Source organism: Allorhizobium sonneratiae (genome assembly GCF_023700755.1).
GTDB classification, from domain to species: domain Bacteria; phylum Pseudomonadota; class Alphaproteobacteria; order Rhizobiales; family Rhizobiaceae; genus Allorhizobium; species Allorhizobium sonneratiae.
In genome coordinates, this window is record NZ_JAMKOJ010000015.1 from 19,769 (window position 1) to 42,626 (window position 22,858).

Sequence of the window (22,858 nt, forward strand, 5' to 3'; positions counted from 1 at the left end):
ATTGTCTTTCTTAAGGCCCAGGTAGAACAACCCTCGCCCCAAAGCCTTTGCCGCTTGCTGGACGATAGAGCGTCAATTCGCCCTTGCAGATATCGGCAATCTCCGCGACAATCGACAGGCCGAGACCAGATCCGCTCGAAGCCGCATTGGCCCCCCGCTGAAAACGGCGCGTGAGATGGGATAGATCGTCTTCCCCAGGTCCTTCGCCGTCGTCCTCGACCTTGAAGACGACGCGATCGACTTCGGGCGCAAGCGAGATCGTGGCAGTAGCGCCGCTGCCGGCATGGGTAATGGCATTTTCGACCAGATTGCTCACAAGCTCGCGCAACAGCCGCTCGCGAACCATGACAGGGGCCGGTTCCGAGGCATCGACGACCAGGGCCACACCTTGGTCGAGCGCTCTCGGCACTGCGGAACCTACGATCTCACGCACAAGCGCGCGCATGTCGACCTCGCGCGGCGGCAGGTTGCGGATGTTTTCCACCCGCGCCAGCGCCAAGAGCTGCAACGTCATCCGGGACATGCCGTCCAGACCTTCGCCGACGGCCGCAAGAGCGTCGCGCCGCTCCTCCTCGGCCTTGGCGCGAAGGGAATAGGCGATCTGGGTTTTCATGACGGCGAGCGGCGTTCTTAGCTGATGGGCTGCGGCATCGAGAAATCGGCGCTGACGTCCAACGACTTCCAGAAGGCGTGCCATATGGCTGTTGATCGCCTCGACGAGCGGGTGCAGTTCTAACTGGACCGTATCCGAGTCGAACGGCTCAAGGTGATCGGCAGGGCGTGACAATACTGCCTCGCGCAGCGCCAGCAGAGGGCGAAGTTCGCGGCTGATGCCAATCCAGATGAGAAAGGCAGCCACGAGCACGACGCCCGCCTGTTCCACAAACGCGCGTAGCCAGAGCTGCCATTCCAACGCATCGCGGCTCTTGAGTGTTTCCCCGACCAAGACCAGGACCGAAGTCGAACCCTCCGGAGTTACGATCGGCTGGCGCAGGGCAATAGCGCGCATGGTCTCGTCGCGGAACATGGCTGGATAAAAAAGATATTTAAAGTCCCGGATGGAGGCGGAAGGGATAGGCAGATCGAGAAATCCGACCACAAGACGCCCATCCACCGTTTCCACCCGATAGGCGACTTCGTCGTGGCTGTCTGAGGCAAAGAGTTCAAGCGCTGAAGGCGGCACCGCGGCCCGGATACGTCCGTTTTCGAAGCGGACCTGTTCTGCGATCACGCGGGCCGAGGCCAGCAATTGTTGCTCGTTTAGGCGGTCAGCCTGCCGGGAAGCCGACCCGGCGGAGAACCAAAGGGTTAGTGACAGCACGCCGGCTAATGGCAGCATGACCCGGAGCAACAGGTTCAGACGCAGGCTCCGGCGGGAAAAAAGCCGCATCATATCGGTCGCGCGAGCCGCAGAAGATAACCGAGCCCACGCACGGTCTCAATAGAAAGAGCCGTCTTCTCGAGCTTCTTGCGCAGCCTGTGAATGTTCACCTCGATGGTTGCCGGACTGACCTCGTCATCCATGCCATACATGCCTTCGAGGAGGATTTCCTTGCTAATCGTCGCGCCGCTATGGCGCAAAAGGATTTCCAAAAGGGCGTGTTCACGTTGGGAAACGGCGAGAGGCTCGCCATCAATCGAGAAATTCCGGGTCGTCATACTGTAGGCCAGGGGACCGAAGCGCAACTCCTGTACCATCGAGAGACGGGAGCGGCGCAACAGCGCCTTCAGCCTTGCATCGAGTTCCTCGATCTCGAACGGTTTGGTCATGTAGTCGTCCGCGCCGATGTTGAGCCCTTCTACGCGTGTGCTGAGCCTGTCCTCCGCAGTCAGGATCATCACCGGCATGGCGAGGCCGCGTGCTCGAATGCGACGGATCAGATCCTGCCCGCTCATGGTCGGAAGGCCGAGGTCGATGATAGCCAGGTCGTAGTTCGCAAGATCCATTCCATCCAATGCAACTGCACCATCGGCAACGCAGTCGACGACGTAATGCTCGCTACGAAGCAATTTCGCGAGCCATTCGGAAAGTGTAGCGTTATCCTCCACCAACAAGAGCCGCATGGTTTCTGCCTCCTCCCTCTTGGACCCTAAACCCGGCATTACAGCCTTAAGTAGTTTGCTTAACGATCGTATTTTTGATGTGTGGTTTTGTCGATCCAAATTTGCGACGGTAAAACGGGCTAGCATCGTTCCTTGTATCTAAGTCGACGTGAGGAGCGTTGGTGCTCGGATCCTTCATAGGCGGTGGCTTAATAGGCTCTGGTGGAAATAATGCGGCTGACTGAACATGCCTTTCAAACACAATGCCTGCCACCGTCATCATATCAGCAAGATGAAATTCAAGATCACGAACTAGGCGGAATATGAGGTTGGCCTTTGTCAGCTTGGTAGCCTGACCCTGTGGATGACGCCGGAGGCACTATCGTCCTGGTCGGCGCCGAAGCGGACAACACGTGGTGGCCAGCCACGTTGTTCCGATAGGCGATCAAGACCGCTCTGACGCCGGGCCTGTTGTTCGGTCTGAGGCTGCGTCAGACGGAAGGTTGTGTCGTATCGGTGATGAAGCTGATTGGACTGGACCTCCTCGTCCTCGACCATTCTACCCTGAACCGTCGGGCCGGTAAGCCAGGAGTGCCAAAGAAGCGACACGATTCGGATCCCTCGGAAAGGCCCTCTCCACGTCCTTTCGATAGCACTGGGCTAAAGGTCTACGCACTGGTCAATGACTGGAGGACAAGTATGGTATCAAATCCCGCGAGGGTTGGCACAAGCTGCATTTGGCACTGGATGCCGATAGCGGCGACATCATCGCCCATGTCATGAACGGTCAGGATGCTGGCGATGCCTCGCAGGTGGAGTCGCTACTCGACGAGATCGCCCGATTGGCCATTTCACGGCCGATGGCGCTTACGACGGCGAGCTAACTTACGACGCGGTCACCAGAAACATTGGCGATGCGGCGGTCGTGATTCCGCGACGTGCCAATGCGTTGGAGCGGCCGGACAGTCATCCGCGGGGCCAGCAAGACCGTCATATCGCGGCGATAAACCCATATGAAAGAATGAAGTGGCAGATCGCCACCGGCTACGGCAACCGACCCCTGGTAGAGACAGCGATCAACCGTTACAAATCAATCATCGGACGGCAGCTGCGGGCACGCTCACTCGCAGCACAGCGTAAAGAGGTCGCCATCTGCTGCGCCGTCCTCAATCGAATGCTGGTGCGCAGGCTCGAAATCCGTCCACGTCAACAAGGCCACCGTTTAGCGCGTATCCATCAAAGACGGAAATCCACCATTTCAGCGATCCGTGCACCAACGCCCTGCAAATGGTCCTTTTGCAGACCCTCGATACCCGCGAAACCCATGTAGAGGGCTATCAGAAGCATGAGCGCGCCAGAAGCGTACGGTGCGCGGCGCGCGAAGCTGCTGAAACCAGACCAACGCTTTTGGACGTGCCGCACGCTCAGCGAGGCCAGAACACCTGCCGACACCATCGTGATCGCAAGGCCGATGCTGAAACACAAGACCAAGACCGCGCCGAGGGAAAGCTGCTTGAGCTGGAGGCACAGCAACAGCACGGTGATGGCCGCAGGGCACGGAATAAGTCCGCCGGTCAGGCCGAACATGACAATTTGCCACGTGGTAACGCTCTGGTTCTGGAACCGGCGGGCAATATCGTTGGCATGGGCGCGCTCGTGGGCATCCATGTATTCGCCGTCGTTCACGTCAAGTCCGGCGTGGCTGTGGTCGCCCTCGCTGAACGCGAGGTCATAGTCATGAGTGTGATTGCCGTGGCCAAGGCTGACGCGGGCGTTGAAGGCGTGGGGTTCAGGGATTTCCTGCACGCTTTCCAGATAGCCGCCCTTTTCCGCAAAGGTGAAGGCCTGTCGCGAGCCATCCGCCCGCTCCGTCACCAAGGTCACATCCTTGGCGAACCAGCCGTGACCTCTTTCAAAGCGGATGCGGAAGCGCGGAGGAACTCCGTCCTCGAAAACCTCAAGCGTCATTATCCCGTGACCAGTGTCGATACGGCGAGTTTCATCGTCGTGGTGATGGTGGTGGTCATGATGGTGGGCCGCCTCAAGCTGTTGCTCGCGCCAAGTACGCCACAGCATCCAGAACGCAATCCCTACTATGATGACGGCCGAGGCAATCTGGAAATACGGCTCGCTGGTGTCCGCATTCATCCCGCGCCCGAGATATTGGCCGCCCAGGGCAACCAGCCAGACCACAGCCGTGTGGGAAATGGCCGCCGCGAGACCGAGCAGGATTGCCTGTTTGACCGTGCCGCGCACCGCGATGATAAAGGCCGCCATCATGGTTTTGGAATGGCCCGGCTCTAGTCCATGCAGGGCTCCGAGCAAAATGGCCGTGGGAATGAACAGCCACGCATGTGCGGTGCCTTGTTGAAGGAGGTCGGTGAGCGAGTTCATGGTAGAAGCTTTCTGCTGGCGCGTTATAAAATGGTATAGGGGGCTACCCTATATGTCGTCAACTTCCGGTTTCTGTGTTTGTTATGGTAGTGGGTTAAGAAAACCACGGACATTCAAGCGAGAGACCTATGAGCCATACCGTCCACGAAAAGCAGAAGCTGATAAATCGCGTGCGACGCTTGCGCGGACAGGCTGAAGGCCTTGAACGGATGCTGGAGGAAGAAAAAGGTTGCGGCGAGGTCATGCACGCCATCGCAGGCATGCGGGGAGCCATCAGCGGCCTGATGGGCGAGGTTATCGAAGACCACATCCGCATGCACCTAGCAGCAGAAAATCTGACGCAGGCAGAACGCGACGAAGGAGCCGCCGAACTGATTGACGTTCTGCGCACTTACCTGAAATAGACCAGAGGCCACGCAAATGCTCGACAATAAACTCCGAAAGGCCGTGATGATTGTCGCGGCCGCAAACCTTGCCTATTTTGGCGTGGAATTCATGGTTGCGCTAAACATCGGTTCCGCATCACTTCTGGCGGATAGCGCCGATTTTCTCGAAGACGCCTCCGTGAACCTGCTCATCTTTTTCGCGATGGCATGGTCAGCAAAGAGCCGCGCCCGCATCGGCATGCTGATGGCCTTGATCCTGTTGGCTCCGGGGGTGGCCTTCCTGTGGACGACGTGGCACAAGTTCTTCAACCCGTTACCTCCTGCCCCCTTCGCACTTTCCCTCACCGGCTTGGGGGCATTGGTGGTCAACATGAGCTGCGCGTTCCTCCTTGCCAATTACCGCCACGCCAAGGGCTCGTTGACACGTGCCGCGTTCCTGTCGGCCCGCAACGATGCCTATGCCAACGTTGCAATAATAGGGGCGGGGTTGGTAACGGCTTTCCTTTGGCATTCCGCATGGCCGGACCTTATTGTTGGATTTGGTATTGCGGTCATAAACCTTGACGCGGCTAAGGAGATCTGGGAAGCGGCGCGCGAAGAGCACGCCGAGGCCCATGTCTAGGCTTTCCCCACGACCAGAATGCGCTCCCATTTCCGACGTTAGCAGTTTAGCACTGGCAGAGTTCTCTCCAAATAGCGGCTATTCATTAACGTGAGACGAAGGTTCGTCGCGCCGCGGAATGCTGAAATTTGCGTCGGGGCAAACGAGTACCCCCGCACCGCAGTTTGATCGAGGCGTCCTAGTTCCCTTCCCCGCCACTCTGCAGAATGGGCGCGTACAGTTTCATCGCCCAATGAAAAGACTACCCCCAGTTTCTCTAAAGACTTGACGACAAGGGGAATTCCGACATCCGCACCGTCCCCGATTTCGACGGGTAGAGAAAATAGGCCCAACGGCCGACTAATCTCTTCGCGCGTGAATGTGGCCTTCCAAACTGGCATCGCGCTTCGGCCCTTTATCGCGATGCTTTCCTTCCAGAAACGCAAGACAATACGGCTGCGCTCATCACTCGTACTGTGCACCAGAACAATCGTTGGGAATCGTCCCGACGCAAGTAGCGGAAAAGTGGGAACCGACGACTCAGGCGATACGCCACCAGCAAGGGCACCGATCGACCGAGGACTCAGCGTGGGCGTCGTTTGCCAACCAAGATTCAGAAGCGACTCCTTCAGGGGTGCAATTGCCCCGGCCCATTCAAGGGAAAAGCGTTCCTCGAGATCGCCCGTAAGGTCCACCCTTCTTGTTCCCGCGGCATTCTTCGCTGAGCTCCACCAAGTGCTGAGTTCCACTTGGGGCAACTCATCGCGAACCGCATATCGCGTCATATCAGCCGTGTGGCTGTGGACGACATGCCAGACACCAAATGTTCCCAGAATGATGACTGGTATTGATGCCAGAATGGCCGGATTGAGTTTTTCTTTGGGTTTAAGGATGAAGGAAACGGCCAGCAATGCAATCCATGCCAAGCCGAACGCGATTCCCCCTACGACGTCAGAAAACCAGTGAGCGCCGAGATATAGACGTGAAAAGGCAATCGCGAGCACAAGAAGGCCGGAGGCAAGCGGTGCCGCAACAGCGAGTTTTCCCTTAGCATGCAGAGCTATGAGAAATGCCAACGCGCCATAAAGAGCCATGTTAACGGTGCTGTGTCCGCTCGGAAAGGAAAAAGCGCTCCAGCCCGTGTAGAGACCATCGACCGGTCTTGCCCGATGGAGGGCCACCTTGATTGCAGTGTTGACGGCAGATGCCCCTGTGACAGCACCAAGGAAAAAGACAATTGTGTGTTTTGCCCGCGCCCAGACAAGATAGGCGAACAATGCGGCGGTCACGGCAACGACGACAACCGTGTCGCCGAACTCGGTAATCGTGACCATTACGGCGTCGCTGGGGTAGGACCTGAATCCTTGCAGGAGGTGATAGACGGCGATATCCGCGTTGACCAGCGGATCGCCCGTGAACACGTCTTCCAGAATGCCGAAGAACAGCCATGCTCCAGCTATCATGACAAGAACCAGCAGCACAATGACGCGCAACTCGTTGCCCGCAGGATCGAGGAGTTGAATGAAAAATCGCGAAGCACGGTCAGATCGCTCCAACAGCTTGTTCTGGATGATTTCACCGGCTGTCTGGAGGTGAGGCAGTCCCCTGCTTAGTGCGAACCTTAATCCATGGACAAACAGCCATGAGAGTACGACGAGCGTGAAAAGCAACGCGCCAAGCGGCTTCGCAGCTGGGCCGAGGGCATGGAAAGTCACGCCGAGCAGCATAGCAGGAAGAATATGTGCGGGAGCCCAAACCGCCGCGGAAAAAGTATTAACCGCATAGAAGCGTCCTACATTCATGCCAAGAGTGCCAGCCAAAAGCGGAACGAACGCCCTGACGCCAGGAAGGAAGCGGGCAAAGAAGATACTCCGCATCCCGTATTTTTCGAAGAATCGCTCACTATACCGGATGGCGATAGGGTATCGTGAAAACGGCCAGGCAGAAAGTATACTCGCGTGATAATGATGACCGAGCCAAAACGCGAACCCGTCACCTGCGATAGCGCCAAGCGTTGCCGCGCCGAGAAGCGGCCATACGACGAGGATGCCGCTTGGAACCAATGCACTCAGCGCAATTATAACTGCGGTTCCGGGAACAATGGCTCCTATCACGGGCAGCGATTCAGACATAGCAAGCAGGAAAACAACGCCATAGGCGATGTGCGAATGCGCGTGAAGAAATTCTACCAGTTGGGCGATCAGGTTGGTCAGCATAATTCAAAACATTGCGAAGAGTAGCGAGCGATGCAAACACCGGTATCTTTAGCAGCATATCCCAGTCGATTTTGGGAGACGAATAGAGTCCAGGAAGCCTGCGTTCAGGGAAGTTAGTTCCGGCAATGACGCGTCATGGCCTGTAGGAGCAAGCCAGCGGTTTTCAGTGCGGCATCCCGATTTGGTCTTGGGCGTTGCAGCGTAACTACGGCATTGAAAACCGCGTCATCGACAATAGCATTTTCCGTCGAAGGGAAGTCGCCTTTGATAATCGATTGCTGGACATGATCAGCGATTGCCGTCAAATGCGCTGCCGCGGAACCTTTGCACGGCGTATTTGCCATGGCGATGGATGGAGCCGAAGCCAGCATGATTGCCACGAGCACCACGGAAAATTTCGTCGAAATCATGTCGGGTGCCTCACTCAAAATAGACGGGTAATCAGCCGGTCGATGCGTGTGTTCGGCTGATAGGTAAACTTAACTAGCAATGCGGCGACCAGCGCTGTCAGAGTACCACCCAGAATGTCTGTGAAATAATGGGTTCCGACGTAGATGCGCGAAAAACAGATCAGCACTGCGGCGAAGGCAAATGCCGTTCCCCACCGTTTGAGCCCATGCGCGAAGAAGGCGAAGACAACCGCAAACGATGCTGTCGCATGGTCAGAGGGAAACGAAAAGTCTGCACTTGGCGCAAGAAGAAGGTGCGTGAGGCCTGCATCATAAGGACGCATGCGGTGGATGAACAGCAGGATGATCTGGTTCAAGGAAAGGCCAAGAAGGAAAGTCAGGCCCGATGCGACGAGAGCGTGTCTGACGTCCGGGCGGTAGTCTCGTCGCCACCATTGTGCTGCGACAGCGGCGACCATCAGCGGCACACCGATCGATGTGAGATAGATGAAGAATGTGTCCAGTGCCGGAACTTGCCCGGCAAGACCGTTGATGGCCTTAGTGATAATCAGGTCGTAGTGATACATGCAAACCTCTCTTTGTAGAACGAAACCCCGGAGCGGCGAATGCGCCGCTCCGGAGCCCTCCAGCCAGCAGAGCCCCAGGGGTCACCGGGCCTCCGCCACTACCGTCTCAGGTTTATATGTTGCCGTCATATATGCGACGATCAAACCAATCCCGATCAGGAAGCCGATGCTTGTATTGATCGTGCCGAAACCCATGCCGCCATATTCCTTCGGCTGAGACAGAAGGTCGCCGAACGATGCACCCAACGGACGCGTCAGGATGTAGACGAGCCAGAAGCCAAGGATCGCATCGAGCTTCAGGAAGAAGTAGCCGAAGCTCAGTGACGCAATCGCCATCCCGAACAGGATGCCTGCACTGCCGTAACCGAGTGCGAAGCGCTCTGAAACAAGGTCCCCGGCGGCGGTACCGAGCGCAAAGGTGAAGAGAATCGCTAGCCAGTAGAACGCCTCACGCTTGTTGGTATAGATCGAATGGATCGAAAGCGTCCCTTCCGACGAGTACCAAAGGGCAAAGGTGCCGATCAGTGCGACGGTGAAGACTGCGGTTGTGACCTCGAGAGGCACACCGAAATTATCGACGAGATTGTCGGTAATGAGCGTTCCGACCACGCTGATCAGGATGACAGAAAGCCAATAAGCCCACGGCACATAACGCTTCTGTTTGAACTGAGCGATGAGTGCGACGATCAACACACCCGTCATGATGAAGGAGGTCGTTGTCAGCCCGAGACCCAGATTTACATTGAGATAGTCTGCTGCCGTTTCGCCCATGGTTACAGCAAGAAGCTTGATAATCCAGAAATCGGCCGTCACCTGCGGCACGCGGTTATTGAGAACTGCGGGTTCCATGTTCATTGGTCCTTTATTCGTTAGGGTCGCTGCGCGCTTATTGTGTCAGCAGTGCAATGCCCTGCGCGGAGAAGGCGTCAGCGCGCTGGTCGTCGTCGGCGTTGCAGCGCTCCAGCGCCTTCGACAGAAAGTCCGCCGCTTTCGCCTGCTTGTCTGAGGAAATGCCGGGCTTGGCCGAGGCGGCCTTGAGCTGATTGATCAGCCCTTCGCACGGAACGGGATGTCCGATTGCATCGGTAACGGCAATGCCCGCGACAAAGGACTGCGTTCCTGCCTTGCCGCCGACAGCGCCGGACTTGTCCAACGCCATTTGAAGGTCGGCAAGGGCAGCGTTCACCTTGTCCGCAGTCGGCGTCCCATTACGAAGCGATTTGAAGACCGCATCGGCGGCGGCATCGATATTGCCCCACGCTTCCGTATCCATCGGTCTCAGGGTCGCCTGCTTGTCGTCCCATTCTGTCTCGAAATCGGATGCGCGCTTTTCCGCCGCCTTGAAGTCGCCGGTCGCAGCGATCTTCTTGACATCCTTGGTGATCGTCTTGAAATCAGCAAGGTCACCAAGGCCCTTGGCTTGGCTTTGAGCCTGGGCAGCCTCAGCAGGCGGCACCATATAGTGCTCATAGGTGGAAAAGAGCGCGACTGGCACGGCGATCAACGCAGTTGCAAGGAGGAATTGTTTCATTTTTGCCCTCTTCGGCTTTGCGCATGGGGCAATCATCGCCGCTTGCGCCGTTTCATCGGGAAATAAGCAGGTCACATCGCTTTCTGCGATCAAATACGCTCGATGACACCGTTCTAATGTGCGGGGACTACGAGCACTTTTCCCGAAACATACGGTTTTGTAACAAATGTGCGCCGCCACATTGTTCAGTCGCCGTGAAGGCCGTTTCGTCGAAAATTGGTGTTTGTGCCGATAGAGAGGGACTTCTTTACAAAACCGTATAGTTCCGGGAAGGTTGAGGAAATAAAGTCAAGCTAAACTTGGTATCAGCGATTACGACGAGATAAAGCGATATGCGCATACTGGTTATCGAGGACGACGAGAAGATGTCCGCCTTCATTGCGAAGGGGCTCACCGAGGCAGGGCATGTATGCGACGTCTGTCACGACGGCCGGGATGGCTTGTTTCAGGCAACACAGGACCGCGACAATTATGATGTGATGGTGGTCGATAGAATGCTTCCCGGCCTTGACGGACTTTCCATCGTCAGAGCCGCCAGAGCCGCAAAGGTGCGCACCCCCGTCCTCTTTCTGACCGCCATGGGCGGCGTGGACGATCGGGTGGAGGGCCTGGAGGCCGGTGCAGACGACTATCTGGTCAAGCCGTTTGCGTTCTCTGAACTGATCGCCAGGTTGAACGCGCTCGCACGGCGTCCTCCAGTGCAGGAGCAGCGCACCGTCCTGAAGATCGCCGATCTCGAACTCGATCTAGTCAAGCGCAAGGTCCATCGGGCGGGTCAAACCATAGAGCTTCAGCCACGCGAGTTTTTGCTGCTGGAAACTCTTATGCGGGCGGAAGGCCGTGTTCTCACACGAACCATGCTGCTGGAAAAGGTCTGGGACATACATTTCGATCCCCAGACCAGTGTTGTCGAAACCCATATCAGTCGATTGCGCACAAAGGTCGACAAGCCCTTCGAAGTGCCGCTTCTGCACACGGTGCGTAGCACGGGATATAGCATTCATGCACCTCGCTAGACTTCAGCGCAGCACGCCATTCCGGCTGGCTGTTGCTTATGGGCTGTTGTTCGTCACCTCATCACTGCTGGTCTATCTCGTTACCTATCTTCTGTTGCGGGCGGAAATCTATTCGACACTCGATAATTCGGTCACCGAAACCTATTCTGTCATCCAGTCGAGCTATGCGCCGGGTGACATCGAAGACGTGGTCCAGAGCATGAATTCATTCAGCCGCCTCAAGAACGGAGACCGGAGGATATTCTATCTGGGCTCAGCGGCTGGCAAACGGCTGGCCGGAGACATCGCCAAATTCGTCCCCGCGACAGGCCTTCAAACGATTACAGGAGAAAGGCTTGGTCTGCCGGGGAATGAACGTTTCAGGGTCAAAACTGGTACGATCGACGGTAACAATCTGCTGGTGGGCGAAAGTCTGGAAGCCACCGAGGACCTGGGGCAGATCATTCTCGCGAACTTCGCATGGATGTCTGTCTTTACAACATTGTTGGCCGTCTTTGCGGGACTGTTTCTTGCCCGGCGCGCGCAAACTCGCATCGATGCCATCGCTGAAACCATGACCGAGATCTCGGATGGGAACATGTCACGGCGTGTTCGCCTGACAGGCTCCGGCGACGACATCGACCTGATTGCCACCCAGATTAATTCGGCGCTCGACCGGCTCTCGGACCTCATCGAAAGCATGCGCCAGGTAAGCGCCGACATCGCACATGACCTGAAAACGCCTTTGAATCGGCTGAAGCTCATATTGGAAGAGGCATCGCTGCGAGAGGAAAACAATGAATCCGTCGGAGAGCAGTTGCGGGACGCGCTTGCGGAAAGCGATCAGATCAACGCGACCTTTCAGGCCCTGCTGCGAATTTCCCAGATCGAGGCGGGAACGCGCAAGACGCGGTTTGCAAGTGTTGACCTCAACCAGCTCCTACGGACCGTGGTGGAGATTTTCGGGGACGTCGCCGAGGACAATGCTCAGACACTTTCATTTGATGCCGCCAGTTCGCCCGATTGCTTCATCGAAGGCGACAAGGAACTGCTGATGCAACTGTTCGTCAATCTGGTTGAAAACGCCATGAACCACTGCCCTGCTGGAACGGCAATCCGTCTATCGTTGCGACATACGGGTAACCATTGCCTGGCCACTGTCGCCGACAACGGCCCCGGAATTCCGGCAGATGAGCATGAGAAGGTGTTTCGACGCCTTTACCGTCTCGACAAGAGCCGTAACTCTCCCGGTCATGGACTTGGCCTCAGCATGGTCAAGGCGATCGCCGATCTGCACGGTATGGCGATCGGGATCGAGGACAACCATCCCGGCGCGCGCTTCGTGCTTTCTTGGGAGCGTCCCGCTGAACAAAACTGAAAGTTGGATAGAAAATGCCACGGAAATCGAAGCGGAGAATATTGCTGCCGTTTGCCGGGTTCGCCCTCGTTGCCCTTGCCTATCTGGGCTTTCTCCAAATCGACGGCAATTTTCACGCAGTCGTTAATGGCGAGGTCTACAGGTCAGCGCAACCTTCGGCATCGGATGTCGGCCGATATCGGAAGTGGGTCGGGATACGGTCGATCATTAATCTTCGGGGTGCGAACCCAGACCAGGCTTGGTACCGTGAAGAAATTCGTGCGGCCAACGCAGCCGGTATCGAACATTACGACTTCATGATGTCTGCGTCACAGGAGTTGCAGAACGCAGATATTAAGAGGCTTGTGGCCCTCATGAAGGCGGCTCCGAAGCCGTTGCTCATCCATTGCAAGTCGGGAGCCGACCGGAGTGGTCTCGCGGCAGCCCTTTATCTTGCTGAAATTGCCGGCGCACCGCTGGAAAAGGCTGAGGGACAGATTTCATTCTATTATGGCCATATCGGCATTCCCTACCTGTCCGCTGCCTATCCGATGGACGCGACATGGGACCGGATTGAGGCTGATCTCGGCAAAGGTTGATACCAGCGCCTGAAGTTGAAAGAGATCAAAACCAAAAATATGCGATCGAGGGTCGTCCGAAATTATATAATATATTTTCTGCCATCAGCAATTTTATGTAATAAACGGACGAAGATGATGAAATATAAATAATAATGATATACAACTTTGTATATTTTTAGACAATTAATTGCCAACATTCAAATTAAATATTTCCCTACTCTGAATTGTCTGGGGTTTAGGAAGTAAGAAATGAACAAATATATTAGTACATTGGTCGTCATCACCGCGAGCTTAACGGCGTTTGGAGCAAGCGCTGCTACCATCAACGGGGTCGTCAAAAGCGTAGACTCGAAACACGATGCCATAACCTTGCAGGACGGCAGCATGTATACCCTGGCGGAAGGCAGCGAGGCAGAAAATTTCAAAACCGGCACAAAGGTGGCCATCGCCTATGCCAAACAGCAAGGCAAAAACGTCGCCTCGAGTGTCAAGGTTGTAAGATAACCGACACCGGTCTCCCCCGGCGAAAGTTTCCGGGGAGCACCTCCAACTTCGGCACCTTACAAATTTGTAAAGTTTCGGAAAGCCGTGAGTAATCAACGGGGCCTAGCAAGGGACGGCAACTGACTGCCTGGTTGCGGCATCCAGCGGGGCCACTCAATACCGTTCCGTTCGAAAAAATCCATGTGGTTCACGTTGCCGCATCTTCGCTTGACCTTCGGTAGTTCGATTGGCTTGCCCAATGATCGGCATGACAAAGGAAGGCACCCGCTGGAACGCTCCGTCCAGGTGGAGAAATAAACGGAAACGGATATCGCATGCCCTTTGAAAACGTAGAATTCAGCACGAAGAAACAGTCGGTCTATGATTATATCGCTAGGCAGTTCGCTATTCCGGAAGGCCAAGGCGGAGTTGCCATTTCGGTAGCCATGCGAATGATCAATTGGCTCCCCTACAGGGGAGCGATTAGCTTGCTGGATATAAAACCCACCGCCGACCTTTTGGAAATAGGACATGGTCCGGGCTTCGGCCTCGCCCGGCTCTCCAAAATGGCACCGATGGGTTCCATTATAGGGGTTGACCGGTCTCCAACCATGCGGCGATTGGCAAGAGCGAAAAACAAGACGGCCATAGCCGAGGGCAATATGTCGCTGAAGCAAGGGACTTTCGAGCGCTTACCTCTCCGGGATGAATCTGTGGATGGTATTCTTGCTGTCAACGTTCTCTATTTTGTAGACCCGATATCCTCAGCCCTGGCGGAAGCCAGGCGCGTCTTGCGGCCGGGGGGAACGCTATCCGTATATGTAACGGACAAATCGCGCATGCCATGGCTGCAGTTCGATGGACGGGAAACCAGGCATACTTTCGACGAGCGAAGTCTCCATAGAACTCTTCAAACCAGCGACTTTGGTGGGGACATGATCGAGATTCGAAGTATGTGGCTTCCGTTCCGCTTCAGGGGACTTCTCGCGAAGATCACGAAAGAGGGGTGAATGTCGCATCTGTTCTAAAATTAAAAGCGGGTAGATCGCCGAGGTTTTTCAGCAGCTCATTGACAACATAAAAACAACTGGAGAGATTTCATGAACACATTTTCTGGCGATCCGATCAGCCGGAATGAAGCTTCTCGTTCCTGGTTTTCAAAGGTTCCCGAAGTCACTGCGGTTTTCTGGGCCATCAAGATATTGACGACCGGTATGGGCGAGACGACGTCCGACTTCCTTGTTCATCGCATCGATCCGCCGATTGCGGTCGCCATTGGTGGTGCTTGCTTTCTGATCTCATTAGCGGTGCAGTTCTTCATGCCTCGTTTCAACGTCTGGATTTATTGGCTCACTGTCGTCATGGTATCGGTCTTCGGCACCATGGCCGCCGATGTTCTTCATGTCGGCCTCGGCGTTCCCTATTGGATTTCGACCGCCTTCTTCGGTGTCTCGCTTTTGATTATTTTCGCCGCCTGGTTCTGGAACGAGCAGACGCTTTCGATCCACAGCATTTACACCAAACGCCGCGAATTCTTCTATTGGGCAACGGTGCTGACAACGTTCGCGCTGGGCACTGCGGCGGGTGATATGACCGCTAGCAGTCTCGGACTTGGATATTTCGTTTCCGGACTGATGTTCGCGGTTGTCATCGCCGTTCCCGGAATCGCATTCTGGAAGTTTGGTATGCCGGAAATTCCCGCCTTTTGGTTTGCGTATGTCGTGACCCGCCCGCTCGGAGCTTCCTTCGCCGATTGGATGGGCGTGTCGCACGAGCGCGGAGGCCTCGACTGGGGCACAGGTCCGGTCAGTTTGGCTTTAGCGATCCTTATCTGTGTCTTCGTGGGATACTCGGCCTTTGCCGCCCGTCCTCGACCGTCGCTCGCAAGCGGCTCCTCGGTCGCCTGACATTCTGGACAAGCTTACCAAAGTGTAAAGCTCAGGATCGGCGCATGTAAGAATTCTGGCGTTCAATCGGGTCATCAGGACGAAAAGGAGTGTCCCATGACCCGTACGACAACGAATATCCAAAGAACTCTTGCCTATGCCCTGGTCGCGACGTCGGTCGTTGCGGCTTCGGTATCGCCTTTGCTCGCGGTTCCTGCTTCCGCAGCCGAAAAGGCTGTCGCACCGGAAAAGAACCCTCCGGGCGATATCCCCGATAGCCAGGTCTTCGTCACCTATAGTGCCAAGTCTGGATACAGCCTGAAGGTACCGGAGGGCTGGGCGCGATCCGACCTTGGAAATGGTGTAAGCTTTGTCGACAAGCTGGACGGCGTTCTAGTCAAGGAAACAGCCGACAACGCGGTCCCGACTTTGGACACGGTGAAAACGGCCTTCATCCCCGATCTGGAAAAGCGCTCCCGCGCCTTGAAGCTCGGCAAGGTCGAACAGGTTCAATTGCCGGCCGGAAAAGCAGTCCGGATTTCCTTCAGCTCCAATTCCGAACCGAATGCGGTCACCAACAAGCAGGTGCGGCTGGAGAATGAAATCTATGTCTACCACAAAGGCGGCAAAACAGTTTCCTTGCAGCTCTACGCTCCCTACGGTGCCGACAATGTCGACCAGTGGAACTTGATGTCGCGCTCGTTCAGGTGGAAGTAACATGGCTGTTCTCAATGCTGTGGAACTCTATCGTTTCTTCCATATTGGCGACGACGAAACCGCTGCGCTACGTGGCGTCAGTCTGTCACTGGATGCCGGTGAAACCGTCGCCCTTGTCGGTCCATCAGGAAGCGGAAAATCGACGTTGATTGGCTGCCTGACAGGTCTCGACGAGCCGGACGGTGGCTGGGTTTCCGTCAATGAACAACGCTTGACGAGACGTAGCGAAAAAGTCCGTGCGCGCCTTCGAGCCCTAAATTTCGGGATCATGCTCCAGAGCGCCAACCTGTTCCAACATCTGACGGTCGAAGAAAATATAGGGTTTCAAATGCAGGTCGCGGGCAGGATAGACACCGAACGCGTGTCTTTGCTGCTTGAGGCCGTTGGAATTTCACATCGTGCCAAATCCTATCCTGCCAGTCTGTCCGGCGGCGAGACCGCCCGCGCGGGCCTCGCGACCGTGATTGCGGCTGCCCCACCCGTCCTGATCGCGGACGAGCCGACAGCCGAAGTGAATGCAGAAACGGAGCAGCTTCTTTTCGAGCTTTTCGACCAGCGCAGGAAAGCCGGTCAGGCAACATTGCTTTCGACCCACAGCACGGCACTTGCGGATCGCGCGGATCGGATCATTTACCTTCGGGACGGGAGGATCGGCGATGCATGAGCTTCTCGTTCGGGTCCGAAACGCCGGAATGGAGTTTATTCAGCCGGACGGCGAAAAGGTCCGCGTTCTCAGCGATGTCAACTGCGACATCGCGAAAGCCGATCGCATTGTGCTGTCCGGGCCATCGGGAAGTGGCAAGTCGACACTCCTCAACATTCTGGGTGGATTGATTGCCCCGACCGAAGGGACAGTAACCTGGCCGGCGCTTGGCGACCAGGCATCTCTACAGCCAGCAAAGGTTACCTATGTCTTTCAGGCGCAAAGCCTCTTTCCGGCGCTGAACGTGCACGAAAACGTCATGCTTCCGTTGAAGTTGATGGGAAACACTGTGGGAAACGCGGACGCCGCATCCGCGATCCTAGAGCGTATGCAACTCGAAGGACTCGCCGGGAAACTGCCTGAGGAGCTTTCTGGCGGACAGGCCCAAAGAGTGGCCATGGCGCGGGCGTTGGTCGTGAAGCCGAAGCTCGTCCTGGCTGATGAACCGACCGGGCAATTGGACAGCGCAACCGCACACGATTTCCTTGGCCGCGTTCTCGAATTTGCCAACGAAAGCCATATGGCGCTCGTTGTGGCAACACACGACAAGTTGGTTGCAGGCTTCATGGAAACGCGATGGTCAATCGAACATGGCCGTTTGGCGACGCCACAAAAATTGGAAATGGAACCGAAATGATCAGGCTTTGGATATCGGGACTCTTCAAACAGCGCGCGACGCGTTTGGCAGGAGCGGCGCTCGGCATCGCCGTGACCGTTGGCCTTCTCGGCGCTCTTTCCAGCTTTCTTGTCGGCAGCTCGGCGACCATGACGGCGCGCGCCATTAACTCAGTTCCAATCGATTGGCAGATCGAACTGGTGCCGTCGGCGAACAAGGAAGACATTCTGAAAGCGCTCCATTCATCCTCCGTGGTAAAGGACGTTTCCGAGGCAGATTTCGCCAAGATTGACGGGTTCGAAGCGACAACAGGCGGAACTGTTCAGACCACCGGTCCCGGAAAGGTGATTTCTTTCGCCTCCGGCTACGACAAAATCTTCCCGAAGGAAGTGCGCTCTTTGGTGGGATCAGCGACTGGAGCGTTGTTGGCCCAACAGACGGCGGCAAATTTGCATGCTGGTCCCGGCGATTTTATCACTGTAAAGAGGATCGGCCTGCCTTCGGTTCAGGTACAGGTTTCCGGCGTCGTGGATCTGCCTGATGCAGATTCCCTTTTTCAAGGTGTCGGCCTGCCCCCGCAAGCATCACCGCAGGCTCCGCCGGACAACGTGCTCGTCCTTCCGCCCGCCGAATGGCACCGTATTTTCGATCAACAGACGACGGTCCGCCCGGATTCGGCACGCATTCAGTTCCATGTGCGCCTCGCGCACGAACAATTGCCGTCAAGTCCAACGGCGGCATATCTCAGTGTTTCGCAGTCAGCCAGGAACCTGGAAGCTAAAGTCGCCGGCCAAGCCCTGGTTGCGGACAATATCGGATCGCGACTTGAAGCGGTCAGAGGCGATTCACTTTACGCGACTGTCCTCTTCCTTTTCCTTGGCATTCCGGGACTGGGCCTTGCGATCATGTTGACATTGAGTATCGCGGGGACCGCATCGGGGCAACGAAGTTCCGAATTGGCTTTGCTTCGTGCTCGCGGCGCACCGATTGGCAAGATCATGAGTTTGGTTGTGACGGAAGCTGTCGCCGTCGCCTTGATCGGCACAGCATTGGGCGTCTCCGCCACGGAACTCCTGATGGGAACGCTATCGGGGGCATCGACTTCAGGCAGCGCCTCCTTCTGGATCTGGACAGCGGTTGCGGTCATGGGACTTCTTCTTTCGTTGATGGCGATTGTCTTGCCCGTCTGGCGCGCGACAAATGCCAAAACGGTTTCCATGACCAAGCGCCAGATCAATCGGGACGATGTTTCGTGGTGGCAGCGCTATGGCGTCGACTACATCCTTCTTGGCCTGTCCGGTCTGGCGTTTTGGCAGCTTGCAAGCTCCGGCTATCAAATCGTACTGGCTCCAGAAGGAGTGCCGGCCACGTCTGTGGACTACAAGGCGTTCCTTGCGCCTGCACTTTTCTGGGTCGGCCTCGGTCTTCTGACCATTCGATTGTCCGGGGTGATCATCCGAACGAACGGCAGACTGCTTCGCGCACTCATATGGCCGTTCACGGGAGGGCTCGCCGACGTCGCCAGTTCCTCTCTTTCAAATCAGACAAGGCGCCTGACGACCGGGATTGCGATGACGGCTCTTGCTATATCTTTCGCGACGTCGACGGCAATATTCAACACCACCTACAATGCGCAGGCGAGAGTGGATGCCGAGTTGACCAACGGCTCTGACGTCACAATCTTCGGCTCGAGTGCACATCCGGCGTCGCCTTACATCGACAAGCTGTCCGGTCTGCCCGGCGTCACTTCGGTCATTCCCATGCAGCACAGGTTTGCCTATGTCGGCTCCGACCTGCAGGATATGTACGGCGTCGATCCTACGACGATTGGCAAAGCCACACGCATGTCGAATGCCTACTTCAGCGGCGGCAGCGCGGCCGAAATATTGAACAGGCTCGCCAAGACTCCTGATGGTGTTCTGGTTTCGGAAGAGACGGTGAACGACTTCCAACTCAAGCAAGGCGATACGATCAATCTGAGACTCATGAACGCCTCGGATCATCAATATCGCGCTGTTCCGTTCAAGTTTATCGGGGTCGCGCGCGAATTTCCTACCGCACCGAAGGACTCGTTCCTGGTCGCCAACGCAAGCTATATCGCCAGGATGACGGGAGCGGCGGCTTCGGAATACGCTCTGATCCGCACAAGCGGCGATGCTGCCAAGGTGGCGAGCGATGTGCGATCTGCATTGACCGATGCCCCTGCCCTTCAGGTCAAGGATATCGGCAGCGTTTCACACATCATTGGCTCGAGTCTGACGGCGGTGGACATGTCCTTGCTGACAACGATTGAACTCTCTTTTGCCATTGCAATGGCCGCATCGGCTGCAGGATTGATGCTGGTCCTCGGCTTCGCAGATCGCAACAGAAGTTTCGTTATTCTCAAGGTCATTGGCGCAACGCCGAAACAGATCGCCGGGTTCCTGTGGGCGGAAGGTGCCTTGATTTCTTTAGGCGGCCTTTTGTTCGGGCTCGCGTCAGGCTTGTCAATTTCGTGGATGCTCGTGAAGTTGTTGACCGGCGTTTTCGATCCACCTCCGGAAACGCTATCGATACCTTGGACCTACGTCTTGGCGGCATTGATAACTGTGCTGATCTCAATTTTTGCAGCCGTGGCGATAGCCATTCGGACGTCTTACCAAAACACCGCGCTAGGCCTTCGTAACCTTTAGGAAGTGTGGACTCTTAGGATTTCCAAACGGCTTGTTATGTGATTCATGACTGTCTTTTGGAGGCAGTCAGCCTCGGTTAAGGTCACAATATCGGCTGTAGCGATAGCCATCCGGATAACGGCCGATATATTCGTCCCAGAGAATTTGCAGCGTCACGTGCTTGCGCTTGAGCTCGCGATGCACCTCGGTCCAATCCGGCTCGTGGGCCCGGCGATGGCCCGTCTTCGTCCCGGGCGCCTTGTAGACCGCCGCTTCCAAAACGGCATCGTTCACGTCGTCTTCCAAGAGCTACGAAAGCCCAGCAGCCGTGGCCCGCCGCAGCGTCGACGGCGCTGGCCCGACCCGAACCGCAATCGATTTATGGCCCAGTCCTTGCTCGGCCCGATATCTCAGTATCTCGCCGGCACGCCGCATCTCCAGTCTCTCCGCAGGCATCCCGTTCCTTCCCCATCATCATAGACGGAAGGAACTTCACACCGGCAGAACACCCACGCCACACCCGGTTCAAAGGGGCGGCATCATCTCGGAACAAGGGGGCGGATTCCTGCCCCTCCCGCAAACGACCCCCAATTGTCAGATTTGATCGATATTTTATCTTCAGGTGTCATCAGCACGTAATGAAATTATCTTAGTTATATTTTCGTAGCAAATGCTACCGAACTGAATGGAGCAATGTTTTCATGGCGTCAAAAGCTGGGAATCCGGGCGGCGCTGACACGCTCGAGCAGAAGGTTCAGAAAACACTGGGAAAGCTTTCACCAGTCGAGCAGCGTGTGGCCCGTTTTTTTATTGAGCGCAAGGAAACCGTGCTTCTAGGCTCTGCGGCTCAAATTGCCAGCGAGGCGGGTAGCAGTGATGCAACGGTGGTGCGCACGGCGCAGGCGCTTGGCTTTTCAGGCCTAGCATCCTTGCGACAATCGCTGCTGACTGAATTGACTGGCCTTCCCTCTCCCGGACGGCGTTTGAAACGAAGCCTTGATCAATGCGGCGAAGATGCAGCGAAGGCTCTCCATCATGTCATCAGTTTGCATGAGGAAGCCCTGCTCAGCCTGAAGGAGGACGAAACCGCGACTCGTTTTGCGCATGCTATCGATTTGCTGGCTGGCGTCAGGCGGCGTATGGTGTTTGGCATCGGTCCATCCGGTTTGATGGCCTCTTATGCAGCCCTTCAATTCAACCGCATTGGTTTGCCGACCCTGCCTTTGACAGAAACTGGTATCGGCCTTGCCGATCAGATGCTGTGGATGGAGCCGGGTGATGGCGTGCTGATGATGGCTTATGCACCGCTTTACCGAGAGGTAACTGTGGTACTTGAGCGGGCGGCGGAATTGTCCGTGCCCGTCGTGCTCGTTAGCGACAGCCTCGGCATTTTGGTGGGTGATCAGGTGGCAGAGGTGGTGCCGGTACCGCGTGGACGCGCGGATCATCTGGCGATGCATGGCGCCACCATGGTCGTTCTCGAGGCCATGATCCTGGCGTTGGCCGGACGCTGCCGGGACGAAGCGTTTGAACGCCTGGAAAGCTTTAGTGAAATTCGGGGCGCGATCGACCGCGACTGGTTGAAACGCGGCGTCAAAAAAGTAAAACGATAACAATATCTTCTTCAAAGTTACATATCCCCAGACGTTCGGCTATTCCCGGGCGGCTGTTCCTCACCTCATGCCCAAAGGGAGACAGGAGAATGACGTTCAGGACTTTTGCAGTTGCGAGCGTAATGGCAACCACCATGCTTTTTGGTCAGGCCATGGCTGCCGATCTGGTGATTTACGACGCTCTCGATCAGGCTGGAACCGCCGTCAAGGCATTCGAAGCAAAAACCGGTCTCAAGGTGGATCTGGTCGAGCCAGGCAGTACCGGGGAAACCCTTGGCAAAATTGCCGCGGAAGGCGACAATCCACAATTCGATATTGTTTGGGTCGATGGTTCCGCTGTGCTGGAGCGCATGGCTGAGCACCATGTTTTGCAACCAATTCCCGCCGATGTTTATGGCAAGGTCAATTTCACCGCTTTCGGCAAAACCCTGATCCCGGCCAGCCACGCCTTCATTCCCACAGGCGCGTCCACCACGGCCATCGAGGTGAACACCAGTAAAGTCTCAAAAGCGGATGCACCGAAATCTTGGGCCGAACTGGTCAAGTATGCCGGTTTCGTTGCCGCAAAAGACCCGAATTTTTCCGGCCCAGCCTATCAGTGGCTGGCAGGTCTTTTTCAGACCAACGGGGTGGAAGAGGGCAAGGTACTTCTGACCAAAACCCTCACCAACAAGGCCATTTCGGGCCTGACGTCCGGTGGCAAGATCAACAAGGCGATCCTCTCTGGTAACGCAAAGATCGGCATCAATCAGGATTCCGGCATTCTGGCCCAGCAGGCCAAAGGTGAGCCGGTGATCGCCATCTACCCCTCGGAAGGATCCGTCGTGCTACCACAGGGTTTGGGTATTTCCGCCAAGACCAAACATGTGGACGCGGCAAAAACCTTCATCGCCTATGTCGAAAGCAATGAAGGTCAAACAGCGATGCAGAAGGGCGATGACACCGATTTTTACTTTATGCCGATCATCGACGGTGTGAAAGCCAAGGCCGAGCGTCCCCAGATCAAGTGGATCGTGCTGAATGACAAGGCGGCCTCTGCCCACGAGATCGAATGGAAGCAGTGGTACAAGGATAATTTCGGCCAGTAAGCCACAAACAGGCAGTGCCGT

The 22,858-nt window shown here is 56.1% G+C and carries 22 protein-coding genes and 2 pseudogenes; 15 read left to right on the plus strand and 9 right to left on the minus strand.

Annotated features, from left to right (window positions below; all coding sequences use genetic code 11):
• Window positions 1-10: 10 nt before the first annotated feature.
• Window positions 11-1,393 carry a sensor histidine kinase gene (locus tag NAC44_RS20235; RefSeq protein ID WP_250943382.1) on the minus strand — a complete coding sequence of 461 codons (1,383 nt, stop codon included), beginning with the start codon at window positions 1,391-1,393 and terminating at the stop codon, window positions 11-13.
• On the minus strand, window positions 1,390-2,064 hold the full coding sequence (locus tag NAC44_RS20240) for a response regulator transcription factor (protein WP_250943383.1): 675 nt from the start codon (window positions 2,062-2,064) through the stop codon (window positions 1,390-1,392). The genes NAC44_RS20235 and NAC44_RS20240 overlap by 4 nt, the downstream gene beginning before the upstream one ends.
• Window positions 2,065-2,395: 331 nt before the next feature.
• Here NAC44_RS20240 and NAC44_RS20245 point away from each other — a divergent pair.
• Window positions 2,396-3,269, plus strand: a pseudogene (locus NAC44_RS20245) (IS5 family transposase).
• A gap of 10 nt (window positions 3,270-3,279) precedes the next feature.
• Here NAC44_RS20245 and NAC44_RS20250 read toward each other — a convergent pair.
• A complete protein-coding gene (locus NAC44_RS20250; RefSeq protein WP_250943384.1) occupies window positions 3,280-4,437 on the minus strand; it encodes a nickel/cobalt efflux transporter in 1,158 nt (385 codons plus the stop codon).
• A gap of 128 nt (window positions 4,438-4,565) precedes the next feature.
• Between NAC44_RS20250 and NAC44_RS20255 the strand changes: the two genes are divergently transcribed.
• Window positions 4,566-4,841, plus strand: coding sequence for a metal/formaldehyde-sensitive transcriptional repressor (locus NAC44_RS20255; protein ID WP_250943385.1), 276 nt, complete (start codon window positions 4,566-4,568; stop codon window positions 4,839-4,841).
• Between the two features lie 16 nt (window positions 4,842-4,857).
• Complete coding sequence (locus NAC44_RS20260; RefSeq protein WP_250943386.1) at window positions 4,858-5,445, plus strand: cation efflux transmembrane domain-containing protein; 588 nt, start codon at window positions 4,858-4,860, stop codon at window positions 5,443-5,445.
• Between the two features lie 38 nt (window positions 5,446-5,483).
• Here the strand turns inward: NAC44_RS20260 and NAC44_RS20265 are convergent, their stop codons facing one another.
• From NAC44_RS20265 to NAC44_RS20285, 5 genes are all read right to left on the minus strand, one after another.
• Window positions 5,484-7,640: a bifunctional DedA family/phosphatase PAP2 family protein gene (locus tag NAC44_RS20265; RefSeq protein WP_250943387.1), complete on the minus strand. Its 2,157-nt coding sequence runs from the start codon at window positions 7,638-7,640 to the stop codon at window positions 5,484-5,486.
• Window positions 7,641-7,753: 113 nt separating this feature from the next.
• Window positions 7,754-8,050, minus strand: coding sequence for a hypothetical protein (locus NAC44_RS20270; protein WP_250943388.1), 297 nt, complete (start codon window positions 8,048-8,050; stop codon window positions 7,754-7,756).
• 14 nt (window positions 8,051-8,064) lie between these two features.
• The gene (locus NAC44_RS20275) at window positions 8,065-8,616 is read right to left on the minus strand and encodes a phosphatase PAP2 family protein (protein WP_250943389.1); all 552 of its coding nucleotides are present in this window, start codon (window positions 8,614-8,616) and stop codon (window positions 8,065-8,067) included.
• Window positions 8,617-8,697: 81 nt separating this feature from the next.
• Entirely contained in the window at window positions 8,698-9,465 is a 768-nt protein-coding gene (locus NAC44_RS20280) for a COG4705 family protein (protein ID WP_420840000.1), read from the minus strand.
• A gap of 37 nt (window positions 9,466-9,502) precedes the next feature.
• Complete coding sequence (locus NAC44_RS20285; RefSeq protein WP_250943392.1) at window positions 9,503-10,147, minus strand: hypothetical protein; 645 nt, start codon at window positions 10,145-10,147, stop codon at window positions 9,503-9,505.
• Between the two features lie 332 nt (window positions 10,148-10,479).
• Between NAC44_RS20285 and NAC44_RS20290 the strand changes: the two genes are divergently transcribed.
• The 10 genes from NAC44_RS20290 (at window position 10,480) to NAC44_RS20335 (ending at window position 20,157) form a co-directional block, all read left to right on the plus strand.
• Window positions 10,480-11,163 (plus strand): winged helix-turn-helix domain-containing protein, encoded by a 684-nt coding sequence (locus NAC44_RS20290; RefSeq protein WP_250943394.1) that lies wholly within the window; start codon window positions 10,480-10,482, stop codon window positions 11,161-11,163.
• On the plus strand, window positions 11,150-12,520 hold the full coding sequence (locus NAC44_RS20295; RefSeq protein ID WP_250943396.1) for a sensor histidine kinase: 1,371 nt from the start codon (window positions 11,150-11,152) through the stop codon (window positions 12,518-12,520). Before NAC44_RS20290 ends, NAC44_RS20295 begins: the two co-directional genes overlap by 14 nt.
• 14 nt (window positions 12,521-12,534) lie before the next feature.
• Window positions 12,535-13,098: a dual specificity protein phosphatase family protein gene (locus NAC44_RS20300; protein WP_250943397.1), complete on the plus strand. Its 564-nt coding sequence runs from the start codon at window positions 12,535-12,537 to the stop codon at window positions 13,096-13,098.
• Window positions 13,099-13,329: 231 nt separating this feature from the next.
• Complete coding sequence (locus tag NAC44_RS20305) at window positions 13,330-13,584, plus strand: DUF1344 domain-containing protein (protein ID WP_250943399.1); 255 nt, start codon at window positions 13,330-13,332, stop codon at window positions 13,582-13,584.
• Between the two features lie 314 nt (window positions 13,585-13,898).
• Window positions 13,899-14,573, plus strand: coding sequence for a class I SAM-dependent methyltransferase (locus tag NAC44_RS20310; RefSeq protein WP_250943400.1), 675 nt, complete (start codon window positions 13,899-13,901; stop codon window positions 14,571-14,573).
• Between the two features lie 90 nt (window positions 14,574-14,663).
• Window positions 14,664-15,470 carry a COG4705 family protein gene (locus NAC44_RS20315; protein ID WP_250943402.1) on the plus strand — a complete coding sequence of 269 codons (807 nt, stop codon included), beginning with the start codon at window positions 14,664-14,666 and terminating at the stop codon, window positions 15,468-15,470.
• Between the two features lie 96 nt (window positions 15,471-15,566).
• Window positions 15,567-16,166 carry a hypothetical protein gene (locus NAC44_RS20320; protein ID WP_250943405.1) on the plus strand — a complete coding sequence of 200 codons (600 nt, stop codon included), beginning with the start codon at window positions 15,567-15,569 and terminating at the stop codon, window positions 16,164-16,166.
• 1 nt (window position 16,167) lies between these two features.
• Window positions 16,168-16,830 carry an ABC transporter ATP-binding protein gene (locus NAC44_RS20325; RefSeq protein ID WP_250943407.1) on the plus strand — a complete coding sequence of 221 codons (663 nt, stop codon included), beginning with the start codon at window positions 16,168-16,170 and terminating at the stop codon, window positions 16,828-16,830.
• A gap of 28 nt (window positions 16,831-16,858) precedes the next feature.
• The gene (locus NAC44_RS20330) at window positions 16,859-17,506 is read left to right on the plus strand and encodes an ABC transporter ATP-binding protein (RefSeq protein ID WP_420840003.1); all 648 of its coding nucleotides are present in this window, start codon (window positions 16,859-16,861) and stop codon (window positions 17,504-17,506) included.
• The gene (locus NAC44_RS20335; RefSeq protein WP_250943412.1) at window positions 17,446-20,157 is read left to right on the plus strand and encodes an ABC transporter permease; all 2,712 of its coding nucleotides are present in this window, start codon (window positions 17,446-17,448) and stop codon (window positions 20,155-20,157) included. The genes NAC44_RS20330 and NAC44_RS20335 overlap by 61 nt, the downstream gene beginning before the upstream one ends.
• A 72-nt stretch (window positions 20,158-20,229) precedes the next feature.
• Here the strand turns inward: NAC44_RS20335 and NAC44_RS20340 are convergent.
• Window positions 20,230-20,571, minus strand: a pseudogene (locus NAC44_RS20340) (IS21 family transposase); the annotation flags it as partial.
• Window positions 20,572-20,837: 266 nt separating this feature from the next.
• Here NAC44_RS20340 and NAC44_RS20345 point away from each other — a divergent pair.
• Both NAC44_RS20345 and NAC44_RS20350 read left to right on the plus strand, forming a co-directional pair.
• Window positions 20,838-21,749 carry a MurR/RpiR family transcriptional regulator gene (locus NAC44_RS20345; protein WP_250943415.1) on the plus strand — a complete coding sequence of 304 codons (912 nt, stop codon included), beginning with the start codon at window positions 20,838-20,840 and terminating at the stop codon, window positions 21,747-21,749.
• 122 nt (window positions 21,750-21,871) lie between these two features.
• Window positions 21,872-22,837, plus strand: coding sequence for an ABC transporter substrate-binding protein (locus tag NAC44_RS20350; protein WP_250943417.1), 966 nt, complete (start codon window positions 21,872-21,874; stop codon window positions 22,835-22,837).
• The last annotated feature ends 21 nt before the right edge of the window (window positions 22,838-22,858 follow it).